Below are 21,592 nucleotides of genomic sequence, written 5' to 3'. Positions count from 1 at the left end.
ATCATATAACTTGTTAATTATGAATGATGATATAAAAAACTTTATTCATCTCTACATTGACTTGCCAGATGACTTAGTTTCACTTTTTCAAGGCATAGTTACGTATACGGAGTTAAAACCCAAAGAAATTCTCACGAAAGAGGGAGAATACTCAAATGATTTTTTTATAATCAAAACAGGAATTATGCGGTCTTATTTATTGAATGAAAAAGGAACAGAAACCACTAGGGCTTTTTTTATTTCTGGTGATATTTCTGGAGCAAACTCTGCAATGATGCAAAAAATTCCCTCGGAAGTTAACTATCAAGCCTTAACAAACGTAAAAGGTTATAAGGGAGATTTTAATAAGCTTATAGAGCTAACATTAAAACATAAAGAATTTAGTTTGTTCTACATAAAAGCACTAGAAAACGCATATTTAATAGCTGAAGAATTACTTTTGAATATTTCCACACTTACTTCAACAGAAAGATATATAGCTTTAAAAAAAAGAATACCAAATATTGATAAACTAATTACACAACGACACATCGCTTCATATTTAAACATTTCTCCTGTACAACTCAGTAGAATCAAGAAAAAACTAAAAAATCAATAATTTTTTAACATAAATTAAGAGGCTGTTTACTTATTTTATATATATTTGTCAGCGAAACATTTCCCCCTTTTTAATGTTTCATTCCCCCTTATTATTAAGAAAAGACTTGTTCCCTTTGTGTGCAGGTCTTTTTATTTTATATACCTTTTTACTAAATTATTTATCTGTTCTGAAATAGATAACTTTACTACTACAAAAACATAAACTGCAATAATTAGTATACTTTTTAAAATAATGTTTATTATGGGGTGAATTGGAAAGTCTGAAAAGTAAAACTCAGGTATTGAAAAGTTCCAAAAATTAAATCCTAAAAACATTATTAAGACAATAAGAATCATTAAAAATGTTTTATTAGTAAAAGGTGTCATATTAAACTTTTCTTTTACAAACCATAGTTTAAAGGTGTTAAATACTAAGATTGTAATGAGAGTTGCAAGTGCTAACCCTTTCGTTCCCATTTCTAAATCATTAAAAAAGTAAATATTTAAAAAATATACAGAAAAGGCCATTCCTAAACCTACAGGTAAAGTAATACGATAAAATTTAGAATTGCTTATAATAGCTCCATTACTACCTAATGACATTAAAAATAACTTTGCAGACGAGATTAATAATACTACTAGTACTCCTTCTTTTCCATAATTTTTATTCGGCATCAGCCTGAATAATTCCTCCACATTACAATTCACTAGGATAAAAAACAGTCCACCAATCAACAATAAGTTAATAGAACTTTTTTTGTATAAATTCTCTGTTTCTTTAGGATTATTTTCATTAAGTGCCTTAGAGGTTAATGGCTGTAAAATTTGTCCCATAGCTCTGCTTGGGGCTTCTATAAACGATCCTATAAACACAGCTACTGTATAATATGCAGCTGTAGCAAAACCTTCTTTGCCTGGTATCATTACTTTATCTATATCTAAAATAATAGCCCCAGCACTACCTGCTAAAATAATATAAAAAGTATATCTCAATACTTCTTTAAAGTTACTTGGTAAACTAAATGTAAATTTTGGTGTATACAAACGAAAAGCGTATGTCATCATTAGCAAAACTCTAAATATATATGCTACCGACATATAAATTAAAAACTCTTCTTTAGTTATTACATTAAAGTACACAGCTAAAAGTAAAACCATTACTGCCACTCTATTGTATAATTCTTTTAAAAGATTTCCAAAAACTGACTGCATTTGTACCCTTGCCCAAGAGTAAAACACTTCAAAATAAGCACATGCAACAGCTATTATATAAATATAAATTGTGTAGTCTTCAATTATTAAATTCTCATTAGCTCCACTTTCTACTACATAACTCATAATCCAATCATGAAAGAAATTCCAAAAATACCCTATTGGAATTGCTATGAATAATGGTAAAAAAATTATGGTGCTTAAAAACTTATCCTTTTCTACCTTCGATGTATACCCTGAAAAAAACTTTATTATAGTAAAATGAACTCCGAAAGCTGTTATGGGCATTATTAAATTTGAAGCAGAAAACACATAGGTTGCTAAACCATAATACTCATCACCTAAAAAACGTGTATATAATACTAGGGTATTAATACCTCCAATTAAAAATCCTAAATAAATTATTAAGGTGTTTCTGAATGATTGTTTAAATACAATTCCCAATTTATTCTTTTATTAACTTTAGTATTGATTGATATATTTTTTCTCCTACATTCTCTCCATACAACTGCTCTTTAAAATCTTTTGTTGTCGCTAAAAACTGTTGGAAATAATTTTCTATTTTTTTTGCACTAGCTCCAGTTATAGCTGCATAACCGTTATCTACTAATTCTTTCCACTCTGTTTCATCCCTTATTATTATACAAAACTTCTTATTAAAGAAAGCCTCTTTTTGTAATCCTCCACTATCAGTAATAACCAAGCTACAGTTTTTTAACAACTCTAACATTGAAAAATAACCTACAGGTTCTATAAAAGTAACGTTTGGTTGTAATTGATATTTCTCTAACATCTTTTTTGTTCTCGGATGCAAAGGAAGTATCACTTCTTTTGTTTTATGAATCTCTTCTAGAGCAGAGAAAATATTAGTTAGCTTACCTTCACTATCTGTATTTTCTTGACGGTGGATTGTTGCTAACACAAACTCTTTTTTCTTTAAACCTAAGTCTTTAATAATAGTTGACTTCTCTTTGGAAACTTGACTATAAAACTCTACAGCATCTTTCATTATATCACCGTGTTTCTCTATCAAAATATCAAAACTATCAAAGCCTTCATTTCTTAAATTTGATACAGCAATATCTGTTGGGCAACTTAGTAAATTCCCTATTCTATCAGTTAAAATACGGTTAATTTCTTCAGGCATTAGCATATTAAATGAACGTAATCCTGCTTCAATATGCACTACTTTGATATGAAGTTTTTTTGCTGCTAAAGCTCCAGCTAAAGTTGAATTAGTATCTCCGTATACAACAACTACATTAGGCTTTTCCGTTAGTAAAATTTCTTCAATTTTTTCTAGCATTTGACCCGTCATTGCCCCATGATTCAGTCCATTAATATTCAAGTTATACTTAGGCGTAGGAATTTGCATTTGATCAAAAAAAACAGCGCTCATGTTTGCATCAAAATGTTGTCCTGTATGCACTATTACTTCTTCAACTTCATTGTGTTTTTGAACCACTCTACTTAACACGGCTCCCTTTATAAATTGCGGACGTGCACCTAATATAGTTACTATTTTTTTCAAGAATTAACGACTTGTTTTAATATGATAGATAATTTTTCAGTTAGCTTTTTTCGATGATATTGCTCTATGTTTTCAGAATTAACTTCTAAAGTTCCTTTCTTATATTGATTATAGAAAAGTTTAATTTCTTTTTTCATTTTTACTACATCATCAAAATCAACAATAGTCCCTGAGTTAGTTTTAGCCAATATTTTTGCTAAATCACCATCTTCTGGACCTACTGCTAAGATAGGACGTTTTGCTTGCAAATATTCAAAAATTTTACCTGTTATAATCCCTTTAGCACTTGGCACTTTATTTACTGCTAACAATAAGACTTGTGATTTTCTTTGGTGTTGCTGTACTTCTTGGTGAGGAACATAAGCAATTTTTGTAATATTTTTAAACTGATATCGTTCTAAAGTTTTTTCAACTTCTTTAGCTACTTTTCCTATAAATTTAATTTCTAAGTCTTCTGTAAATTCATTATTTTCTACACATAACTCTGATAAAGCTTTCCACAAAGCCTTAGGATTTCTATCAGCATTCATCAAGCCTATATGCGTTATTGAAAATTTTTTATCTAGAACAACGTTTTCTTTATCATTCAATTCAAAATCAAATCCATTGGTTATAACGTGAATATTTTTGGAAAATTTTTGATAATTCATTTTCATTGTTTCCCCCACTACCAAACTTGCATCAGCATATTTTAGAACTTCCTCCTCTAGCTTATAATGTTTTATTTTAGATTTTTCAGTTAAAGGTAATTGATGAAAATAATCAATATCTGTCCAGGGGTCTCTAAAATCTGCAATCCATTTTACTCCTAACTCTTTTTTTAATTGCACCCCAATTAAATGTAAACTATGAGGTGGTCCAGTAGTTATGATAGCATCAATATTATTTTCTTTTAAATGTCTTTTTAGCTTTTTAACTGAAGGTTTTACCCAAAATTTACGTGCATCAGGAATAAAATAGTTAGCACGAATATACTGCATAACCTTCCCTGTAAAACTTGGATTAGGATCTAGAAATCCTGCACTTGTTTTTGTTTCTTTTTTCTTAAAAACAGATAATAAATCATTAGGTTCCCATATCGGAGTTTTAAATACTTCTAAATTCTTAGGAACATCTTTTTTTAGTGATTCATCTATAATCGGGTATGTTGCCCCGTCAACAGTAAAAACTACTGGTTCAATATTAAAATCTCTTAAATATTTTACAAACTTCAACCATCGTTGTACACCAGAACCTCCAGAAGGCACCCAATAATATGTAATTATTAATACTTTCAAATTATAAACTATTGTACAAGTTTATCAATCCTTTTGAGGTCTTGTCCCAAGTAAACTCATTTCTAACAAAAGTTTCACCATTATTCCCTAGTCTTTCTCTTAATTGTTCCTCTTTGTACAGAGTTAAAACCTTCTTTGTAAAATCAGCCACATTTTTTTCTTCGTGTACTAATCCTCCTCCTACTTTTTCAATTATATTTTTTTGAGCTGTGGCATCACTAACTAATAAAGGTTTTCCTAAGCTCATATATTGAAATAACTTATTTGCATGTGTAGTATCATGGTGAATATTTCTATGTAGTGGGGATAAACAAATATCACTATTACTTATATAACTTGGGAATGTCACTTCATTCTGCCAACCTTCAAAACTAACGTATTTCTCTACATCTAACTCCTTTACTAATGCTTTTAAATCGTCATTTACGTTTCCTACTATAACTATTTTGATGTTTTTTATATCCTTTTTTAAAACAGGTAAGCTTTTTATTACTGTTTTTAACCCTCGTCTTTCACCCGTATCTCCAATATACAATAAGTTAAAACTATTTTTTATTGTATGTTCTTTAAGTTTGTTTAATGATTTAAAAAAAGAGTTTCTAACAGTATTAGGAACTATAAAAATTTTTTTTGATGCTATTTTAACTCTTCCTAATATTTCATTTTTTGCCTCTTCTGTAACAACTATTAGTTTACTGGCTCTTTTAATAAACTCCTCTTCTTTCTTTTTCCATTTGTTAGTTGATATTAAAATACTTTGTGGAAACTTTTTTAAGTGAGGATAAAACTTCATTATCTCAGGCCTATTCTCATGTAAATCTAATATAAATGGTATTTGCTTTTTTTTATTAGCTAATAAAACTGCTTCTGCAACAACTATATCATGCACATGAATTGCTTCTATAGCGTATTTATTAAGAAAATGAGTTATCTTCTTTTTCATTAGAATAGAATATAATGGTATAGTATAAGCTAAAGCTGATAATTTATACTCTAACTTATTAGATTTATATCTCTTTACCTTTATCTCATTTATAAACTCTTCTGAAGGTTCATTAGTATAGGTTAAACAAAACAAAAAAACCTCATGACCTGCTTTTATAAGCTCTATAGCTTCATTTTGTACTCTAGGATCTGGAGGAAATGTTTTATCTAAAATCATTCCTATTCTCATTTCACATTAGCTTTTTCTGCATATACAGCATAATATCTAGGAGTATATTTTCTTAAAACAGGTCTAATTCCAAACTTATTAATTGGGCTAGTCCATTTTTTCGTATCAACAATATTCCATCCTGATTTTTCTAATAACCAATCATACTGCCAATCTTCAAACTCATGATAATGTCTATCCCACATATCTGTTTTACTCCTGTAAGCACTCGTAAACCACAATTTTAACGGAATAGTTGTTATTATTTTTGTTGCCTCAATTTCTCTTAACACATTGAAAGGAGCTAACAAATGCTCAAAAATTTCAAAAGCTGTTACAGCATCTACTTTATATTCTTTTACTATTTCTGGTAACAAATCTAAATCTTCCCCATTAGTATTATAAACTGTGTAACCGTTCTCTTCCATTATTTCAGAAAAGGGGTTACGAACTCCTAAATCTAGTATGATAGCAGGTGCAGGAAGATGCTTTTGTAAAAACTCAAGTGTGTGCTTATATCTTTTTTGAGGTAGTTTAGAATACATGAACATTATTTTAATAACAAATGTATTACTATTTTATCATTTCAAACAACAATGCTTAAAATAGAATTGAGTAACATTCCATAAAAAACAAAAGCGAAAGATTACCCCTTCGCTTTTAACTATTTAGTTTTCCATAGCAACTCGTACTTATATTAATTAGTACGTTTTACATGCTACAAACATATTATTGTTTCACTTATAAAAAAACATTATATACCGTATTTTATAAAAAGCATCATTAAAATAATGTATATTTGGAGTTGTTGCATATGTTTTTTAGAAAAAGAACTTTCTTTATTTGACTTATTTATATTAAGATGACCAGATTTATAATTATAATACTTATAACCTTATTCTCTTCTTTAAAAATAATTTCCCAAACAAAGTATTTAGACTCTATAAATCATAGTAAAATTGACTTTTATAAAAACATTAATAGTGATAGCTTATTTTTTTATTGTGATAAATTAGAAAACTCTAACGATATCTGTAAAAAAATAGTGGCCTCTACTGGTAGAGCTTATGGGTTTTATAGATTAAAAAAATATGATAAGGCTGAAACAATATCTATCAATGTAATAAAACAAGTAGACTCTTTGTTAAAGGTGGAAAATTTGACTTGCCTTATTGACAGGAAGATTGCTGCCTTAAATAGACTTTTTTGGCTTAAAAAAAACCAAGAAAAATATGAAGAAGCATACTCTATTCTCATAAAGTATGAACATGAAATATTAAATCATCCTATTCAAGATCAAAAATGGATTAGAAATAAGTTAGGTCTTGCACTCAGTAAAGCTGTGATAAAAAATAAGCTTAACATGCAAGAAAAATCGAAAGCTATATTATTAAACACTATCTCTGAATCTAAAAACCCTATTTTAAAAAGTGTTCAAAAGAATAGCTTTTTTCTTCAATGGAAGGCTAATTCTTTTAATTGCCTAGGAAACACTTATATGTCTATTAACAATAAAAAGCCAAATAAAACTTATCTAGATTCAGCTGATTACTATTTTAACAAAGCTTATAAAATAACTCAACAGTTTATACCTGAGCATAAGGACTCTGAAATCTTTTATAACTTAAGAAAAACTGAAGTTTTAATGGCTAGAAAAGAATTTTCCAAAGCCATTGACTTAATTAACAATTATAAAAACATAAGTAACGGATATCCTTATTTTCACAGAGAGTATTTTCAAAAAGCTATCTGCTTTCACAACTTGAAAAAACCTGATTCTGCTATTTATTATTCAAACAAACTCTTAAAGAATCATAAAAAATGTGAAACAAGTAAACTTATTACCATTTACGATATCCTTTCAAAGGAATATAACAACTTAAATAAATTAGATAGCGCTTATAAATATTCTAAACTTACTTTAGATCAGTATAATCTCGCAAAAAACACTAAGGATAAAACTTTTAATTTATTTTACAATAATAACTTTGAACAAGCTCAACAACTCAACAAAACTATAGAAAAAAGAGAAGCTAAAAAGCAACGAAATCTTATCATTTCTTTTATAGTATTACTATTAACTTTTATTATTATCACCTTTTATCTTTTAAATAAAGAGAAAGAAAAGAAAAAAGAGCTTATTTTAATAATGAATAAAAATAAGCCTATAGAAACTGAAAGAAAAGAGTACAATATTGACGAAGCTTTAGAAAATAAAATTCTCCACGAATTTAAAAACGTAACTGAAAGTTTAGACTTTTTAAAACCTGATTTTTCAATTAATTATATTGCAGAAAAACTTGATACTAACACTACATATATTTCATTTGTTTTTAATAAACATCATGATGAATCTTTTAAGCAATACTGTACTAAGCTTAAAATTAACTATGTGGTAGAAAAATTAAAGGCAGACAAAAACTTTAGAAAATATTCTATACAAGCCATAGCTGAAGAAATAGGCTATACCAATGCATCTGCTTTTACAAGAGCATTTAAAAAACACATTGGTATAACTCCTTCTGCTTTTTTAAAAAGTATTGAGAATTAGTTCTTCTTTCTTTTTATTACAAACCAACCAATAGGTATTATCAGTAATAAAGCATAACAGAATAAAGACAATAAACTTCCTGTTTTTATTACTCTAGGCTCATATTTAAAAGTTATAGTATGTTTTCCTTTAGGAACCTCCATTCCTCTTAAAACATAGTTTATTCTATAGTATGGTACACTTTTTCCGTCAATATAAGCATTCCATCCATCTTTATAATAAATTTCCGAAAATACAGCAAATTGATTTGAATTTGTATTTGACTCATACACCAATTCAGTAAGGTCTTTCTTTACTAAAGAAATAGTAGCTGTTGAATCTTTTTGAAATGTATCAACTTCTACTTTAAACTCCTTTGAGTTAATAACCGCTTCTGATTTAGTATTCAAACTATCTAATGCTATAATTTCTTCATTAGTTGAATTAACCTCTTTTAAAGAGTTTACAAACCATGCGTTTCCGTTCGCTTTAGGGTTTTCTTGAAATTGTTCTTCACTAATAATAAAGTACTTGGTATTTAACATATTTAGTACTTCCATATTATTTTTAGCTATTTGATAATCAAACAACTCTTGATAACGTTTCATTTTTGCTGCGTGGTACCCTCCTATCGAATTATGGAAATAAGATGTTCTACCATCTTGCATAGATGTTTGATAATACAATTTTTCTCCCTTTATTGTTTCAGAAATGCTAAAAACAATAACTCGATAATTGCCAGTATCTTTTAAAATCTCTGTATCTGCTTTTGTTGCTGTAAATGGCTTTTGTATTCTTCTTGCTGAAGTAAAATCATCCTTGTTAACATAATTAGCATCTATTGACACTAAATCAAAAATCATGAGTCCTCCCAATACAATTAACACAGGTACTTGCTTCAGTTTTCCTTTTAAATGAGACCATAACATTCCTGCAACAGTTAAAACAAGCAAAAGAGAACGTAAGCTATCGTTAAATAACATTGATTTTCTATCTGCTATTAAAGTATCAATTATCCCAGGCAATTGTTTTTCAAATTCTATATACTGATAATCATTTATACCTTCAAAAGCAAATAAGCTAGCCCCAAACAACAAAAACAACAACGAAATTCCTCCTACTATATAAAAAGCCTTTTTTATTGCATTTTCTTTTTCTTCAGAAGAATTCTCAGAAGAGAAAAATTCTTTCAATGCCAGAACTCCTAACAACGGAACACATAATTCTGCAATTACTTGAATAGACGAAACTGCTCTAAACTTATTATACAAAGGAACATAGTCGATAAAAAAGTTCGTTATTATAGAGAAGTTTTTACCCCAACTTAATACAATGGAAAAAACAGTAGCTGCAACCAACCAATATTTTAATCGTCCTTTTACTAAGAAAATTCCTAAAAAGAACAAGAAAAAAACAATTGCCCCAATATAAGCTGGTGCTTCAACAATAGGTTGCTTTCCCCAATAAGTTAAAACTTGACTAGAATAAGCTTTAGCTACATTTTTTCCCGCATTCTGCTCTAAAATTTGATAAAAATTTGAATCTTCCCCTAACTCTTCAACTGTTCCTCCACCCATAAAGCGAGGAATCATTAAATTAAATGTTTCAGCAATACCATAACTATACTCTGTTATGTACTCCTTATCTAATCCAGAAGATTTTTCTTTAGGCATCCCATCAGGAGTAATTGTTAACTCCGATTTACCTCGTGTACTGTAATCAGCATATTCTTTCATAGCTAACAACCTAGTAGAATTGGCTCCAATACCAATTAACATTGCTGCAATCAAAATAGCTGCTTGTTTAAAAAACACTGGTAATATTCTCGATTTGAAAGCTTCAATAAACTCTACAATAGCTAAAATCAACAAACAAAACCCTAAATAATAAGTCATTTGAGGGTGATTCGAATAAATCTCTAAAGCCATTGCTAAAGCTGTTAAAACAAATCCTAATAGATATCGTTTTCTGAAAATATAAATAACTCCAGCTACAACCATAGGCATGTAACCTATAGCATGTGCTTTTGCATTATGACCTGCTCCAAAAATAATTATCAAATAGGTAGAAAAACCAAAGGACAAGCTACCTAAAACAGCTAGCTTCCAATCTACCTTTAAAGCTATTAACAGCAAGAAAAAACTTAAAAAATATAAGAAAAGGTAATCTGCTGGTCTAGGTAAAAAACGAATAGCTTTATCTATATAACGCACAAAATCATTAGGGTAATAAGCACTTACTTGATACGCTGGCATTCCGCTAAAAGCATTAGCTAACCAATACGGCTCTTCTCCTTTTTCAGCTCTATACTCTTTTACATCTTTTGACATTCCTATAAACTGGGTAATGTCACTTTGTTTAATTTGTTTTCCGCTTAAAACCGGATTAAAATACAATACGGATGCTATTGCAAAAACAATAACTGCTATTGCAAACGGTAAAAATTTCTTTAAGTTCATGGTTAGTCTATTTCTTCATAGTCAACGTACTCGCCAACAGAATTATTACTTTCTTTCGATTTATTTGGCTTTTTATCAATAACAGTTTTTCCAACTTCAACATCAGATGCTTGTTGTTGGTTTCTATACTGTTGCTCAGCTTTCTTTTGTACTTTGTCAACTGCTTTTTTTATTAAGTATGGTCCAAAAAGTTTTGCTAAAAACTTAATAGCATAATAAACTAACAGAATAATTAATATGGTTTTTAAAAAATTCACAGGTCCAGCTTCATTTAAATATGTCATCTTTTTTCTTAAAATAAAAAAATCAATCAAAAATAACAATTTGAAGCAAAAGGAAGCGTTAAGAGTTTACAAAACTTATATTATATAGGTAATTGTATTTTTACGTATGTTTGTACAACCTGAAAATTTGGATTTATTATATGATTAAGAAACTTCTTATCCTTTTTGTTTTTTGCTCAATTTTAACTGCTAACGCGCAATATACACCTGTTATAAATTCAAATAGGCCAGGTTTCTCTGAAAGCCCTTATAGTGTTGGCTCGGGAGTATATCAGTTTGAAACAAGTGTTTTTTATAGAAAAATGAATGCTACACCTACCTTTAGTAACCCTGAAGCACTAGGTTTAAATTTATTTTTTAGAACCAGTTTTATTTCTGAAAAGCTAGAACTTAATTTTAATACTTCTTTACAAAGAGATAAAGTTGCTTTTAAAAATATTTTTGAATCATCTTATAATAAAACTGGGTTAAGCCAATTTAGCTTAGGTGCAAAGTATATGATTTATGCTCCTAAATATGATGATAAAAGCAAAGAAATAAGAAGTTGGAAAAAAAGACATTCTTTCGACTGGAAAAGGTGGATACCACATATTGGTGTTTCTGCTGGAATAAATATTGGAAGCTTTTTAACCGATTACCATGAAAGAGGTGGGTTTAGCCCTAAAGTTGGTATTTTATTACAAAATGAATTTTCTGACAAGCTAAATGTTATTACCAACCTTCATTATGATTATATTGGTACTGATTTTTCTCAATTTTCTTACATAGTAACAGGTACTTATAACTTTGATGATTATTGGTCTGGTTTTGCTGAAATACAAGGTATATTTGAAGAATACGAGAAAAAAACTAACATAGGAGCTGGAGCTGCCTATCTTTTTAGTGAAAACTTACAGTTTAATGCTTCACTAAGAGCTAATTTACAACAAGATGAAATTGGAATTTATAGTTCTTTAGGAGTATCATACAGACTTAATAGGCATAAAGACGATTTTGTTGAAATAGATGAATTCGGAAACAAAATTGAAAAGGAAAAGCCTGTTAAATATGACGAGGATAGAAACTTCTTTGGCCGTATGTTTAGTAAAGTAGGTAAATTATTTTCTAAAAAAGACAAACGAAAAGTAGATTTAGATACCGACTCTAATAATGGAGAGCTTTTAAATGAAAAACCTAAGAGAGAACGTCAAGGATCTTTAGTTGATGTGATTGTTAAAGAAGACAAAAAACAAAAGAAAAAGACTGCTAAAGAAGAAAGAAAAGCCGCTAAAAAAGCTAAAAAGAAAGCAGAAAAAGAGGCTAAACGCAAAGAAAAAGAACGTTTAAAGCTTGAAAAACAAATTAAAAAAGAAGAGGAAAAAGAAGCGAAACGTAAAGAAAAAGAACGTTTAAAACTTGAAAAGGAGATTAAAAAGCTAGAAGAAGAAATAAAAAAAGAAGAACAAGAAGAGAAAGAGAAGGAAAAAGAAAAGGAGGATAATTAAAAGCCTTAAATTTGTAAAATGATTCAAATTAAAGAAATAACTACCAAAAAGGGAATGAAACAATTTGTTAAATTTCCTTTTTCTCTTTATAAAGACAATAAGTATTGGGTTCCTCCTATTATTAAGGATGAAATTGAAAGTTTTGACAAAAATAAAAACCCTGTTTTTGAATATGCAAACGCTCACTTTTTTTTAGCCTTAAAAAACAATAAAATAGTTGGTAGAGTTGTAGCAATCATCAATTCTTACGAAATAGAAAAACAGCACATAAAAAAGATACGCTTTGGTTGGTTTGATGTTATTGATGACATAGAAGTATCTAAAGCCTTGTTAAATAAAGTTGCGGAAATAGGTCGTGAAAACAACCTAGAGTATATAGAGGGACCTGTTGGTTTTAATAATTTGGATAAAACAGGGGTTCTTATTGAAGGTTTTGATTATATCGGCACTATGATTACTTGGTACAATCATCCATACTATGCTAAACATTTAGAGCAGTTAGGCTTTACAAAAGAAAAAGAATACATTGAAAGTATATTCTCTTTTAGTAATGTTGATATTAAAAAATATAGAAAAGCAAGCAATATAATTCAAAGAAGGTATAACTTAACTCCTTTGAATTTTACTTCAACCGATAAAATAATGCCTTATGTAGATGAGATGTTTGATTTGTTTAGTAAAACCTATTCAAAACTATCTACATATGTACCTATTTCAGATGCTCAAATAGCTTACTTTAAAAAGAAATACATAAGCTTTATAAACCCTGAGTATATAAAATTTGTTGTCGATGAAAATCATAAATTAGTAGCCTTTGCTATTGTAATGCCTTCTTTTTCTGAAGCCTTACAAAAAGCAAAAGGAAAACTTTTCCCTTTTGGAATTTTCCACTTACTTAATGCCAGGAAAAACTCAAAAGATGTTACATTTTATCTAATAGGTGTTGACCCCGAATACCAAAACAAAGGAGTAACTGCTATTGTTTTTGAGCAATTTCATCCTATATTTTTAGCTAGAGGGATTCAAAACTGTATTAGAACACCAGAACTTGAAGAAAACCAAGCAATTCATCAAATCTGGAAAGATTTTGACCCTAAAATTCATAAAAGAAGAAGAACATACAAACTCGATTTATAATGCAACTCTTTTATAATTCAGATTTATTAACTACTTCAAAAGAAATTACTTTCAATAAAGATGAAAGTCGTCATATAATTCGTGTATTGCGAAAAAAAGAAGGAGATATATTACACATTACTAACGGTAAAGGAATCCTATTTTTTGCCGAAATAATTATTGGAAGCGATAAAAAGTGTATTGCTAAAATCATTAAACATGAAGAAAAACCTTGTACTAGAGATTATTATTTACATGTAGTTATAGCTCCTACAAAAAATAATGATCGTTTAGAATGGTTTTTAGAAAAGGCTACAGAAATAGGTATTGATGAAATTACTCCTATCATTTGTAAAAACTCAGAAAGAAAAGTTGTAAAAATTGATCGTTTAGAGAGGATTATACAATCTGGTATGAAACAATCATTACAGTTTACGCTACCTAAGCTTAACCCTCCTGTAAATTTTTCTGACTTTATAAAAAATGATTTTTCAGAAGAAACTTTCATTGCACACTGTGAAGAAAGTATTGAAAAAAAGTTTTTAAAAAACATTGCTTCTCCTAAATCAAAATACACAATTCTTATAGGCCCTGAAGGAGATTTTTCTCATGAAGAAATCCAACAGTCTTTAAATAAAAAATTCACTCCTATTTCTTTAGGAGATAATAGACTTAGAACAGAAACAGCTGGTTTAAATGTAGTACAGAGTATAGCCTATTTACACCAGTAATTCATTTTTTGTATATTTAGCTACTCTTAAAGGTTTTTTATTTTGACTACAGCAGATTTTTTTAATCTCTTTTTGTTAATTAGTGCCGTTCACGGTTTCGCTTTTAGTATTATACTTTTTTGTTCTAAAAATGGACGAGAAAAAAGTATGATATACTTAAATCTTTTAATATTAGCTATATCATTAAACAACATACAATCTTGGGCCTTAGAAAAAGAATTGTTTCAGCATAAGTTTGCTTTAGACTATGTACAAGTTCCTTGGCACTTTTTAGCAATGCCTTTTTTGTATATGTTTTTAATTCACTATCTAAATCTTGCTGAAAAATCATACAAAATATTAAAGATAATTATTCCGCTATTTTTAATTCTTGTCGCCAGTCAAATTAGTTTTGTTCTTTACTACAGTGATTCAGCTTCTAGAGAGTATCTAAATTTTATTTACGAAAGATATACTTCTATCGAAGAAATATTTAGTTTGATTACATCGTTAGGAATTTTTATTTATTCATTTTACATTTTGTACAAAAAGGAAAAACTTTTTCCTAAAATTCTATCATTTGACAATCTTAGATGGATTTATACATTCTTTATATTAACTTCTATCGGATATGCTCTTTGGATTTTAGCTTTATTTATTAAAGTAAAAATGAACTTTACTGGTTTCTTATTCTCATATTATCCTTTAAGAGTTTATACTACTGTATTAATTTATTGGTTAGGATATCAGGGATTGAAACAAATTCGTGTACTAAAAGAGCGTGAAAGAATTAGAGAATCTCTTTTACTTGATTTAAATGGTGACTTTAGCGTTGATACAATTAATTTAAACACCGAGAAAAACTTCTCTAAAAATCATGTCGAAAAACAAAAGGAACAATTTATTGAAATAGATAAATTCATTCGATCTAAAAAGAAGTATTTACTAAATAAGTACACACTACAAGACCTGTCAAAAGACACTGAGTTAAGTTCTAGTACTCTTTCTCTTGTTATAAATAATATTGCTAAAAAATCTTTTACCGATTATTTAAACGAAATGAGGATAGATTTAGCTAAAACACTCTTGTTAGATCCCGATTATACCAGCTATACAATAACTTCTATTGGGCTAGAGTCTGGGTTCAACTCTAAGTCTACATTCTATACTGTTTTTAAAAAACATACGGGACATACACCTGTCCAATTTAAAAGCTTATCATTAGCTGTTTTAAATTAAAACTAACTTTCATTTTATAAAAAGACAGTTCGAAAACATCCAAAATGGACGTTTTCGAACCTTTATCTCCTTATTCTAAAGTATATTTACTAAGTGAAATTAAAAAATTAGTAATTGAAAATAGTTGAAGGGGTTTTCAATTTATAATTAAGATTTCTAATAAAATTATTGAGAACACTTATTTCTCAATGCGAAGAAGGAAAAGCTATAGCTTAAAAACACCAATAATATTATTGGTGTTTTTTACCTTTTACAACCCAAATACAACTTATTAACAAATCATCATCAATCATGCTTTTTATAAAAAGTTGGTTTTAAAACACCTTTTTGGATGTAACTGAACTACAAATAGATAAGCTTATTATATTTTTATTACATATAAAAAAGGCTTTCTTTAAAATTGGGGAATTTTCTGAATAGAAAGCTTATTTTATTTTTTAAGGGGAAAAAACACCAACACATTTGTTGGTGTTTTTTATTGTTGTTTTACTATATTGCTTTTAAATTCAAGTTAATTAATGAAAAACTTCATCCTGTTTTTTTTCTTTCTATTAAACCTCAATATTTTTTCACAAGAAATAGCAGTCATACAATATAAAGGAGGTGGTGATTGGTATGCAAACCCTACCGCATTACCTAACCTTGTAAGGTTTACTAATCTAAACACAAAAACACAAATTGATAAGGACATACAAAGCATTACACTTGATGATGAAACCATCCTTAACTATCCTATAGTCTTTATAACAGGACATGGTAATATTTTATTTACAGATATTGAAGTATCAACACTAAGAAACTATCTTATTTCTGGAGGGTTCTTGCACATATCTGACAACTATGGTCTTGATAAATATATACGAAGAGAATTAAAAAAAGTTTTTCCCGAATTGCAACTTCAAGAAATTCCTAACAATCATCCTATTTACCATCAAACATTCTCTTTTTCTAAAGGCTTGCCAAAAATTCATGAACACGATAAAAAACCACCACAAGGTTTTGGTTTATTCTACGAAGGGAGACTTGTTGTTTTTTATGATTATGAAAGTGATTTAAGTGATGGATGGGAAGATACAGCAGTACACAACGACCCAAAAGAAATTAGAACTAAAGCGCTACAAATGGGAGCCAACATAATAGAGTATGCTTTTAAACATTAACACTTTACAAATTGATAACATTAAAATTAATTTTGACACAGAGGCTTTATGGATGCTAAATATTGCTCTAGCAATAATTATGTTTGGTATTGCCTTAGATATAAAAGTAGATGACTTTAAAAGACTTATTAACAACCCTAAAATATTATTTGTTGGACTATTATCACAATTTATCCTGCTTCCTTTTTTAACTTTTATTCTTGTTAACATCATTAATCCATATCCCAGTTTTGCCTTAGGTATGATGATGATTGCTGCTTGTCCAGGTGGAAATGTTTCTAACTTTTTTAGTAAAATGGCAAAAGGTAACGCTGCATTATCTGTTAGCTTAACGGCCTTTTCTACAATTATTTGTTTAATAATGACTCCATTAAACTTACAGTTATGGGGTAGCTTATATGAGCCTACTAATGAAATTTTAAAAAGTGTTTCCTTAAATCCTTTTGAGCTTTTTAAACTTGTACTTCTTATTTTAGGAATTCCAATAGTTTTAGGAATGCTAGTTAATCATTATCATCACGAAATGGCTAAAAAAATAAATAAACTTTTACGTCCGTTTTCTATTTTCTTTTTCCTCTTATTAATTGTAATAGCATTGTATGATAATGCGGATGTTTTTAAAAACTACATACATTTAGTATTATTTCTTGTAATATTTCATAACATTTATGCGTTTGTTATAGGCTATGCTGCTGCTAAATCTTTTAAGTTAAATAAAAAGGATTGTAAAACGATTTCTATGGAAACTGGAATACAAAATGGAGGCTTAGGGTTACTTCTTATTTTTAGCTTTTTTGACGGCTTAGGCGGAATGGCTCTTCTTGCTGCGTTCTGGGGTGTTTGGGATATTTTTTCAGGAATGATCTTAGCTACTTACTGGGGAAGAAATAAATAATAAATGAAAACACTTTTATACTACTTTTTTAAACTCTTTGTAAAAACTGGTTTATTCTTTTACTCTAAAAAAACAACAGTGATTGGTAGTGAACGTATACCAAAAAATGAAGCTGTAATTTTTACTGCTAATCATCCAAATGGCTTAATTGATCCTTTACTCATAGCCACTCACATAAAAAGGAGAACAAACTTTTTAGTACGCGCTGCAGTATTTAATAACCCTATTATTGCTAAGTTTTTTAACTTACTTGGAATGATGCCTATATACCGTATTAGAGATGGTGTGCAACAGCTTAGTAAAAACGAAGAAATTTTTAATAAATGTCAACTAATATTAAAAAATAACAAAACCTTACTAATCTTTCCTGAGGGAACTCACAATAAAGACAGAACTGTTAGACCTTTAAGTAAAGGTTTTACAAGGATTATTTTTAAAACTTTAGATAATTTCCCTGACACTAAAATTAATATCGTTCCTGTAGGAATTACATATCAAAATATATCTAGTTACCCTTCAAAAACTGCTATACATTTTGGCTCTCCAATTCTGGCTAACAATTATTACGATAAACAAAACATAAATCAATCAGTAAAAAACATAAAGGAACTTGTTTCAAATCAACTAGAAGATTTAAGTGTTCATATAAAACAAGATGAAAATTATGAAACTATTTTTTCTACCTTAAACAATGCTCAAGTTGATTTTACTAAAGTTAATTATGTAAATACTCTTATAAAAGACAAAAAAGTACTTCCACAAAAAAAGCGCAGTATAAACTACGCTCTTCCTTTATTTTTATTAATTGTTTTCAATAGTTTGATTCCATATTCAATCTGGAAATTTTTAAGTAAAAAAGTAGATGAAATAGAGTTTATAGACACCTTTAGATTTGGCGTAAATGCTATTTTGTTCCCTTTGTTTTACTGTATCCAAAGTTGGATAATTAATATCTTTTTTGGCTGGAAAATAGCTTTACTCTATTTTTTCACTTCTTTCTTACTTATTCTTTTATATACCAAACTATCTACTACTCCGCCATCAAAATAGCATCTTGAATATCTTGTTGAATTTTAGTACGTATATTACTTTTTACTAAACCGTAATTTCTCATTGTGGGATATATTCTGTTTGATAAAAACACATATACAACACCTGTTGCTGGATCTGCCCAAGTATAAGTTCCTGTAAAACCACTATGCCCAAAACTTACATCTGACACACAGCCGCAAGTAGCTTTAACCTTAGGATTTAATTGTGGTTTATCAAAGCCTAAACCTCTACGTACTTTTTTGTTTTCGTAGTAACGTTTGTTAAATTTATGTACTGTTTCTGGCTCTAAGTACTTTTTCCCTCCATAAGAACCATCTTGTAAAAACATTTGCATAATTTTAGCTACATCATTTGCATTTGCAAACAAACCTGCATGTCCACCAACACCTCCAAGCATTGCTGCTCCCATATCATGAACATAGCCATGGACTAATTGATGCCTGTAGTAATTATCTCTTTCAGTAGGAACAATTTCGTCCTTTGTGAACTTAGTTAAAGGTAAATAAGTCATTCTATCTGCTCCAATAGATTGATAAAACTGCTCATCAACGAGTTTATTTAACGGTCTTTTGTATTTTCTTTCTATAATTTCTTTAAAAATATAATATCCTAAATCACTGTACTTATACCCTATCCTTTTTCGTTGTTCAGAATCTACTATCTGCTTATATATTGAGTCTTTATATTCTTTAGCTAGATATAAATTTCTTGCTACTTTTATACTAAACCTTGGCGTACGTTTTTTTCTATAAAATTTTGTAGAATTTTTTCCTGTTACACTATCTTTTGTATGCAAATAAAATGGAATCCAAGAACGTAAACGTCCATAGTGAGACAATACCTCTTTTAACAATAAAGTATCTTTATTTGATTTACTATACCTTGGTAAGACATCCCCTAAATTTGAAAATAAGCTAATTTTCCTTTCTTCTTCAGCCTTCATTATCATAGGTAATGATGCTAATATTTTGGTTAAAGATGCTAAATCATAAATATCAGAGTTTTTTACAAGTCGTTTTTTATCTAAAGTATGATAACCAAAGCTTTTATTATAAATTACTTTACCATCCTTAGCTACTAAAATTTGTCCTCCTGGAGACATTTTCTCTTGTAAAATGGTATCAATTCTTTTGTCTATAATTGAAAGTTTTTCTGATGAAACTCCAGCCTCTTCAGGAATTGTATACTGTAACACATCCAATCCGTCTACCAATAATCCATACCCAACTTTAAACTCATTTTTTATAGATACTGGTAATTTTCCTTTTAAATCGAAAGCTCCAAAAAGAGCTTGCGCTGAAAGTTCTTGAGCTAGCTTACTATTTTGATATGACATAACAACTCCTTCTATATTAGTAAAAGAAGAAACTTGAAGTAAACTATAAGGACTAGCAAAAACATCTAACACTACTTTATTACTTCTAGCTATTTCTTGTAACCACACAAGGTCTTTGTTAGAAAACTTATAACTTTTCCATGGGTTTTTATTTGATTTATGAAAACCAATAACAACAAGATTATACTTTTCTAACTTCTTCTTTAAGACACTTAAATGCTTATCTGAAACTTTATCTACCTTAGTATAATTTTTAAGCATTTCATAAAAATCTGATCCATTATCACTTCCTAAAGAAACATAAGCTACTTTTTTATCCTTAAGGTTTTTAATTGGTAAAATAGCTCCTTCATTTTTTAAAACCGTGATAGAGTTTTTTATCAACTTACGATGTAAAACCTCATCATAAGGACTATTTATATCTTTTAGAACATTTTCTGTAACAATAGGCTTATACTTATTCAATCCAACTAGGTATTTAGCCTTTAAAATCTTTTTAACTGAATGGTTTAAGCGTGCCTCTGTTAATTTCCCTTCTAAAAGAGCTTTTTTAATCAGTCTAATTGAACCAGGAACATCTTGTGGAATCAACAACACATCATTTCCTGCTAAAATTGCTGCTAAATCAATTTCTGCTGGTGTTGAGTAATTTGCAGCTCCTTTCATATTCAATCCATCGGTAATAACTAATCCTTTAAAACCTAGTCTGTTTTGTAACAGATTAGTCACTACACTTTTTGATAGTGATGATGGTAGTTTTGGATTGTTTTCTAATGCTGGGATGCTTAGGTGTGCTGTCATTACACTTCCTACTCCTGCTTCAAATATTTTTTTGAATGGATATAACTCTATCGAATCTAAGCGTTGTTCGCTAAAATTAACTGTTGGTAATGTGTGATGAGAATCTGCTTCAGTATCTCCATGTCCTGGAAAATGCTTCGCATTAGCTAACACGCCTACCCCTTGCATTCCTTTTGTAAAAGCTATAGCTTTTTCTGCCACATTTTCTTTACTCTCACCAAAAGAACGGTTTCCTATAATAGGGTTATTCGGATTTGTATTTACATCTACAACTGGAGCAAAATTCATATGAATTCCTACTCTCTTACAGTGTTCTCCTATTCTTTTACCGACTTCTTGAAGTAGAACCGTATCTTTAACTGCTCCTAAAGTCATGTTCCAAGGAAAACGATACGTGTTCTTTAAACGCATATCCAAGCCCCATTCACCATCAAAACCTACCATTAGAGGTACTTTTGCTAATTTTTGATATTTATTGTTTAAAACTACTTGCTTATCTGGTGTTCCTTGCATAAAAATAATATTTCCAACATGGTATTTTGTAACCATGCTTGAAATAAAATCCTCGTGTTTTTTATCTTTATTTGAATACGCTTGTATCATAAATAACTGTCCTATTTTTTCATCAACAGACATGCTCTTCATAATACTATCTACCCAAACTTTTTGTGCTGTAGAATCTTTTGCCAACAAAGGATCTTGTTGTTGGGCTTGAGTTATTTGTAAAAAAACAAACGCTAGTACCGTAAATACTTTTCTCTTCATATATATCA

17 protein-coding genes are annotated in these 21,592 nt (G+C 29.1%); 9 read left to right on the top strand and 8 right to left on the bottom strand.

The genetic code is table 11. From position 1 onward, the window contains the following. Window positions 1–19: 19 nt before the first annotated feature. Window positions 20–598, top strand: a complete 579-nt coding sequence (locus tag VCM48_RS00320) for a Crp/Fnr family transcriptional regulator (RefSeq protein WP_482271189.1) — start codon at window positions 20–22, stop codon at window positions 596–598. A 131-nt stretch (window positions 599–729) separates the two neighbouring features. Here the strand turns inward: VCM48_RS00320 and VCM48_RS00315 are convergent, their stop codons facing one another. Genes VCM48_RS00315 through VCM48_RS00295 form a run of 5 tightly spaced genes read right to left on the bottom strand, consistent with a single transcriptional unit; the run spans window position 730 to window position 6,297 of the window. Further along, complete coding sequence (locus VCM48_RS00315) at window positions 730–2,235, bottom strand: lipopolysaccharide biosynthesis protein (RefSeq protein WP_482271188.1); 1,506 nt, start codon at window positions 2,233–2,235, stop codon at window positions 730–732. 1 nt (window position 2,236) lies between these two features. Further along, window positions 2,237–3,322, bottom strand: coding sequence for a non-hydrolyzing UDP-N-acetylglucosamine 2-epimerase (wecB, locus tag VCM48_RS00310; protein WP_482271187.1), 1,086 nt, complete (start codon window positions 3,320–3,322; stop codon window positions 2,237–2,239). Beyond that, the gene (locus VCM48_RS00305) at window positions 3,319–4,599 is read right to left on the bottom strand and encodes a glycosyltransferase family 4 protein (protein ID WP_482271186.1); all 1,281 of its coding nucleotides are present in this window, start codon (window positions 4,597–4,599) and stop codon (window positions 3,319–3,321) included. Before VCM48_RS00305 ends, wecB begins: the two co-directional genes overlap by 4 nt. Window position 4,600: 1 nt before the next feature. Beyond that, the gene (locus tag VCM48_RS00300; RefSeq protein ID WP_482271185.1) at window positions 4,601–5,773 is read right to left on the bottom strand and encodes a glycosyltransferase family 4 protein; all 1,173 of its coding nucleotides are present in this window, start codon (window positions 5,771–5,773) and stop codon (window positions 4,601–4,603) included. After that, on the bottom strand, window positions 5,770–6,297 hold the full coding sequence (locus VCM48_RS00295) for a methyltransferase (protein ID WP_415269760.1): 528 nt from the start codon (window positions 6,295–6,297) through the stop codon (window positions 5,770–5,772). Before VCM48_RS00295 ends, VCM48_RS00300 begins: the two co-directional genes overlap by 4 nt. A gap of 317 nt (window positions 6,298–6,614) precedes the next feature. Here VCM48_RS00295 and VCM48_RS00290 point away from each other — a divergent pair, with 317 nt between their 5' ends. Then, window positions 6,615–8,303, top strand: a complete 1,689-nt coding sequence (locus VCM48_RS00290; RefSeq protein ID WP_482271184.1) for a helix-turn-helix domain-containing protein — start codon at window positions 6,615–6,617, stop codon at window positions 8,301–8,303. Here VCM48_RS00290 and VCM48_RS00285 read toward each other — a convergent pair. Together VCM48_RS00285 and VCM48_RS00280 are read right to left on the bottom strand one after the other, a co-directional pair. Continuing rightward, a complete protein-coding gene (locus VCM48_RS00285; RefSeq protein ID WP_482271183.1) occupies window positions 8,300–10,741 on the bottom strand; it encodes a YfhO family protein in 2,442 nt (813 codons plus the stop codon). The genes VCM48_RS00290 and VCM48_RS00285 overlap by 4 nt on opposite strands. A 2-nt stretch (window positions 10,742–10,743) precedes the next feature. Continuing rightward, window positions 10,744–11,025: a DUF4834 family protein gene (locus VCM48_RS00280; protein ID WP_482271182.1), complete on the bottom strand. Its 282-nt coding sequence runs from the start codon at window positions 11,023–11,025 to the stop codon at window positions 10,744–10,746. 140 nt (window positions 11,026–11,165) lie between these two features. Here VCM48_RS00280 and VCM48_RS00275 point away from each other — a divergent pair, with 140 nt between their 5' ends. The 7 genes from VCM48_RS00275 to VCM48_RS00245 all read left to right on the top strand — a co-directional run bounded on the left by VCM48_RS00275 (window position 11,166) and on the right by VCM48_RS00245 (window position 18,679). Continuing rightward, complete coding sequence (locus VCM48_RS00275) at window positions 11,166–12,509, top strand: transporter (RefSeq protein ID WP_440122021.1); 1,344 nt, start codon at window positions 11,166–11,168, stop codon at window positions 12,507–12,509. A gap of 18 nt (window positions 12,510–12,527) precedes the next feature. Continuing rightward, window positions 12,528–13,646 (top strand): GTP cyclohydrolase, encoded by a 1,119-nt coding sequence (locus VCM48_RS00270; RefSeq protein ID WP_482271181.1) that lies wholly within the window; start codon window positions 12,528–12,530, stop codon window positions 13,644–13,646. Continuing rightward, window positions 13,646–14,356, top strand: a complete 711-nt coding sequence (locus VCM48_RS00265) for a 16S rRNA (uracil(1498)-N(3))-methyltransferase (RefSeq protein WP_482271180.1) — start codon at window positions 13,646–13,648, stop codon at window positions 14,354–14,356. Before VCM48_RS00270 ends, VCM48_RS00265 begins: the two co-directional genes overlap by 1 nt. A 147-nt stretch (window positions 14,357–14,503) precedes the next feature. Further along, on the top strand, window positions 14,504–15,574 hold the full coding sequence (locus VCM48_RS00260; RefSeq protein ID WP_274640420.1) for a helix-turn-helix domain-containing protein: 1,071 nt from the start codon (window positions 14,504–14,506) through the stop codon (window positions 15,572–15,574). A gap of 518 nt (window positions 15,575–16,092) precedes the next feature. After that, on the top strand, window positions 16,093–16,734 hold the full coding sequence (locus VCM48_RS00255; RefSeq protein ID WP_482271179.1) for a DUF4159 domain-containing protein: 642 nt from the start codon (window positions 16,093–16,095) through the stop codon (window positions 16,732–16,734). Beyond that, a complete protein-coding gene (locus VCM48_RS00250; protein WP_482271178.1) occupies window positions 16,718–17,629 on the top strand; it encodes a bile acid:sodium symporter family protein in 912 nt (303 codons plus the stop codon). The genes VCM48_RS00255 and VCM48_RS00250 overlap by 17 nt, the downstream gene beginning before the upstream one ends. A 3-nt stretch (window positions 17,630–17,632) precedes the next feature. After that, window positions 17,633–18,679: a lysophospholipid acyltransferase family protein gene (locus tag VCM48_RS00245; protein WP_482271177.1), complete on the top strand. Its 1,047-nt coding sequence runs from the start codon at window positions 17,633–17,635 to the stop codon at window positions 18,677–18,679. On the opposite strand, the gene VCM48_RS00240 is transcribed toward VCM48_RS00245, so the two are convergent. Further along, entirely contained in the window at window positions 18,660–21,584 is a 2,925-nt protein-coding gene (locus VCM48_RS00240; RefSeq protein ID WP_482271176.1) for a serine hydrolase domain-containing protein, read from the bottom strand. The genes VCM48_RS00245 and VCM48_RS00240 overlap by 20 nt on opposite strands. Window positions 21,585–21,592 lie beyond the last annotated feature (8 nt).

The sequence above is a fragment of the Tenacibaculum sp. DPLXC6 genome (genome assembly GCF_056815515.1).
The sequence above is the reverse complement of the archived record's forward strand: the minus strand, read 5'-3'. Positions and strand labels throughout refer to the sequence as shown.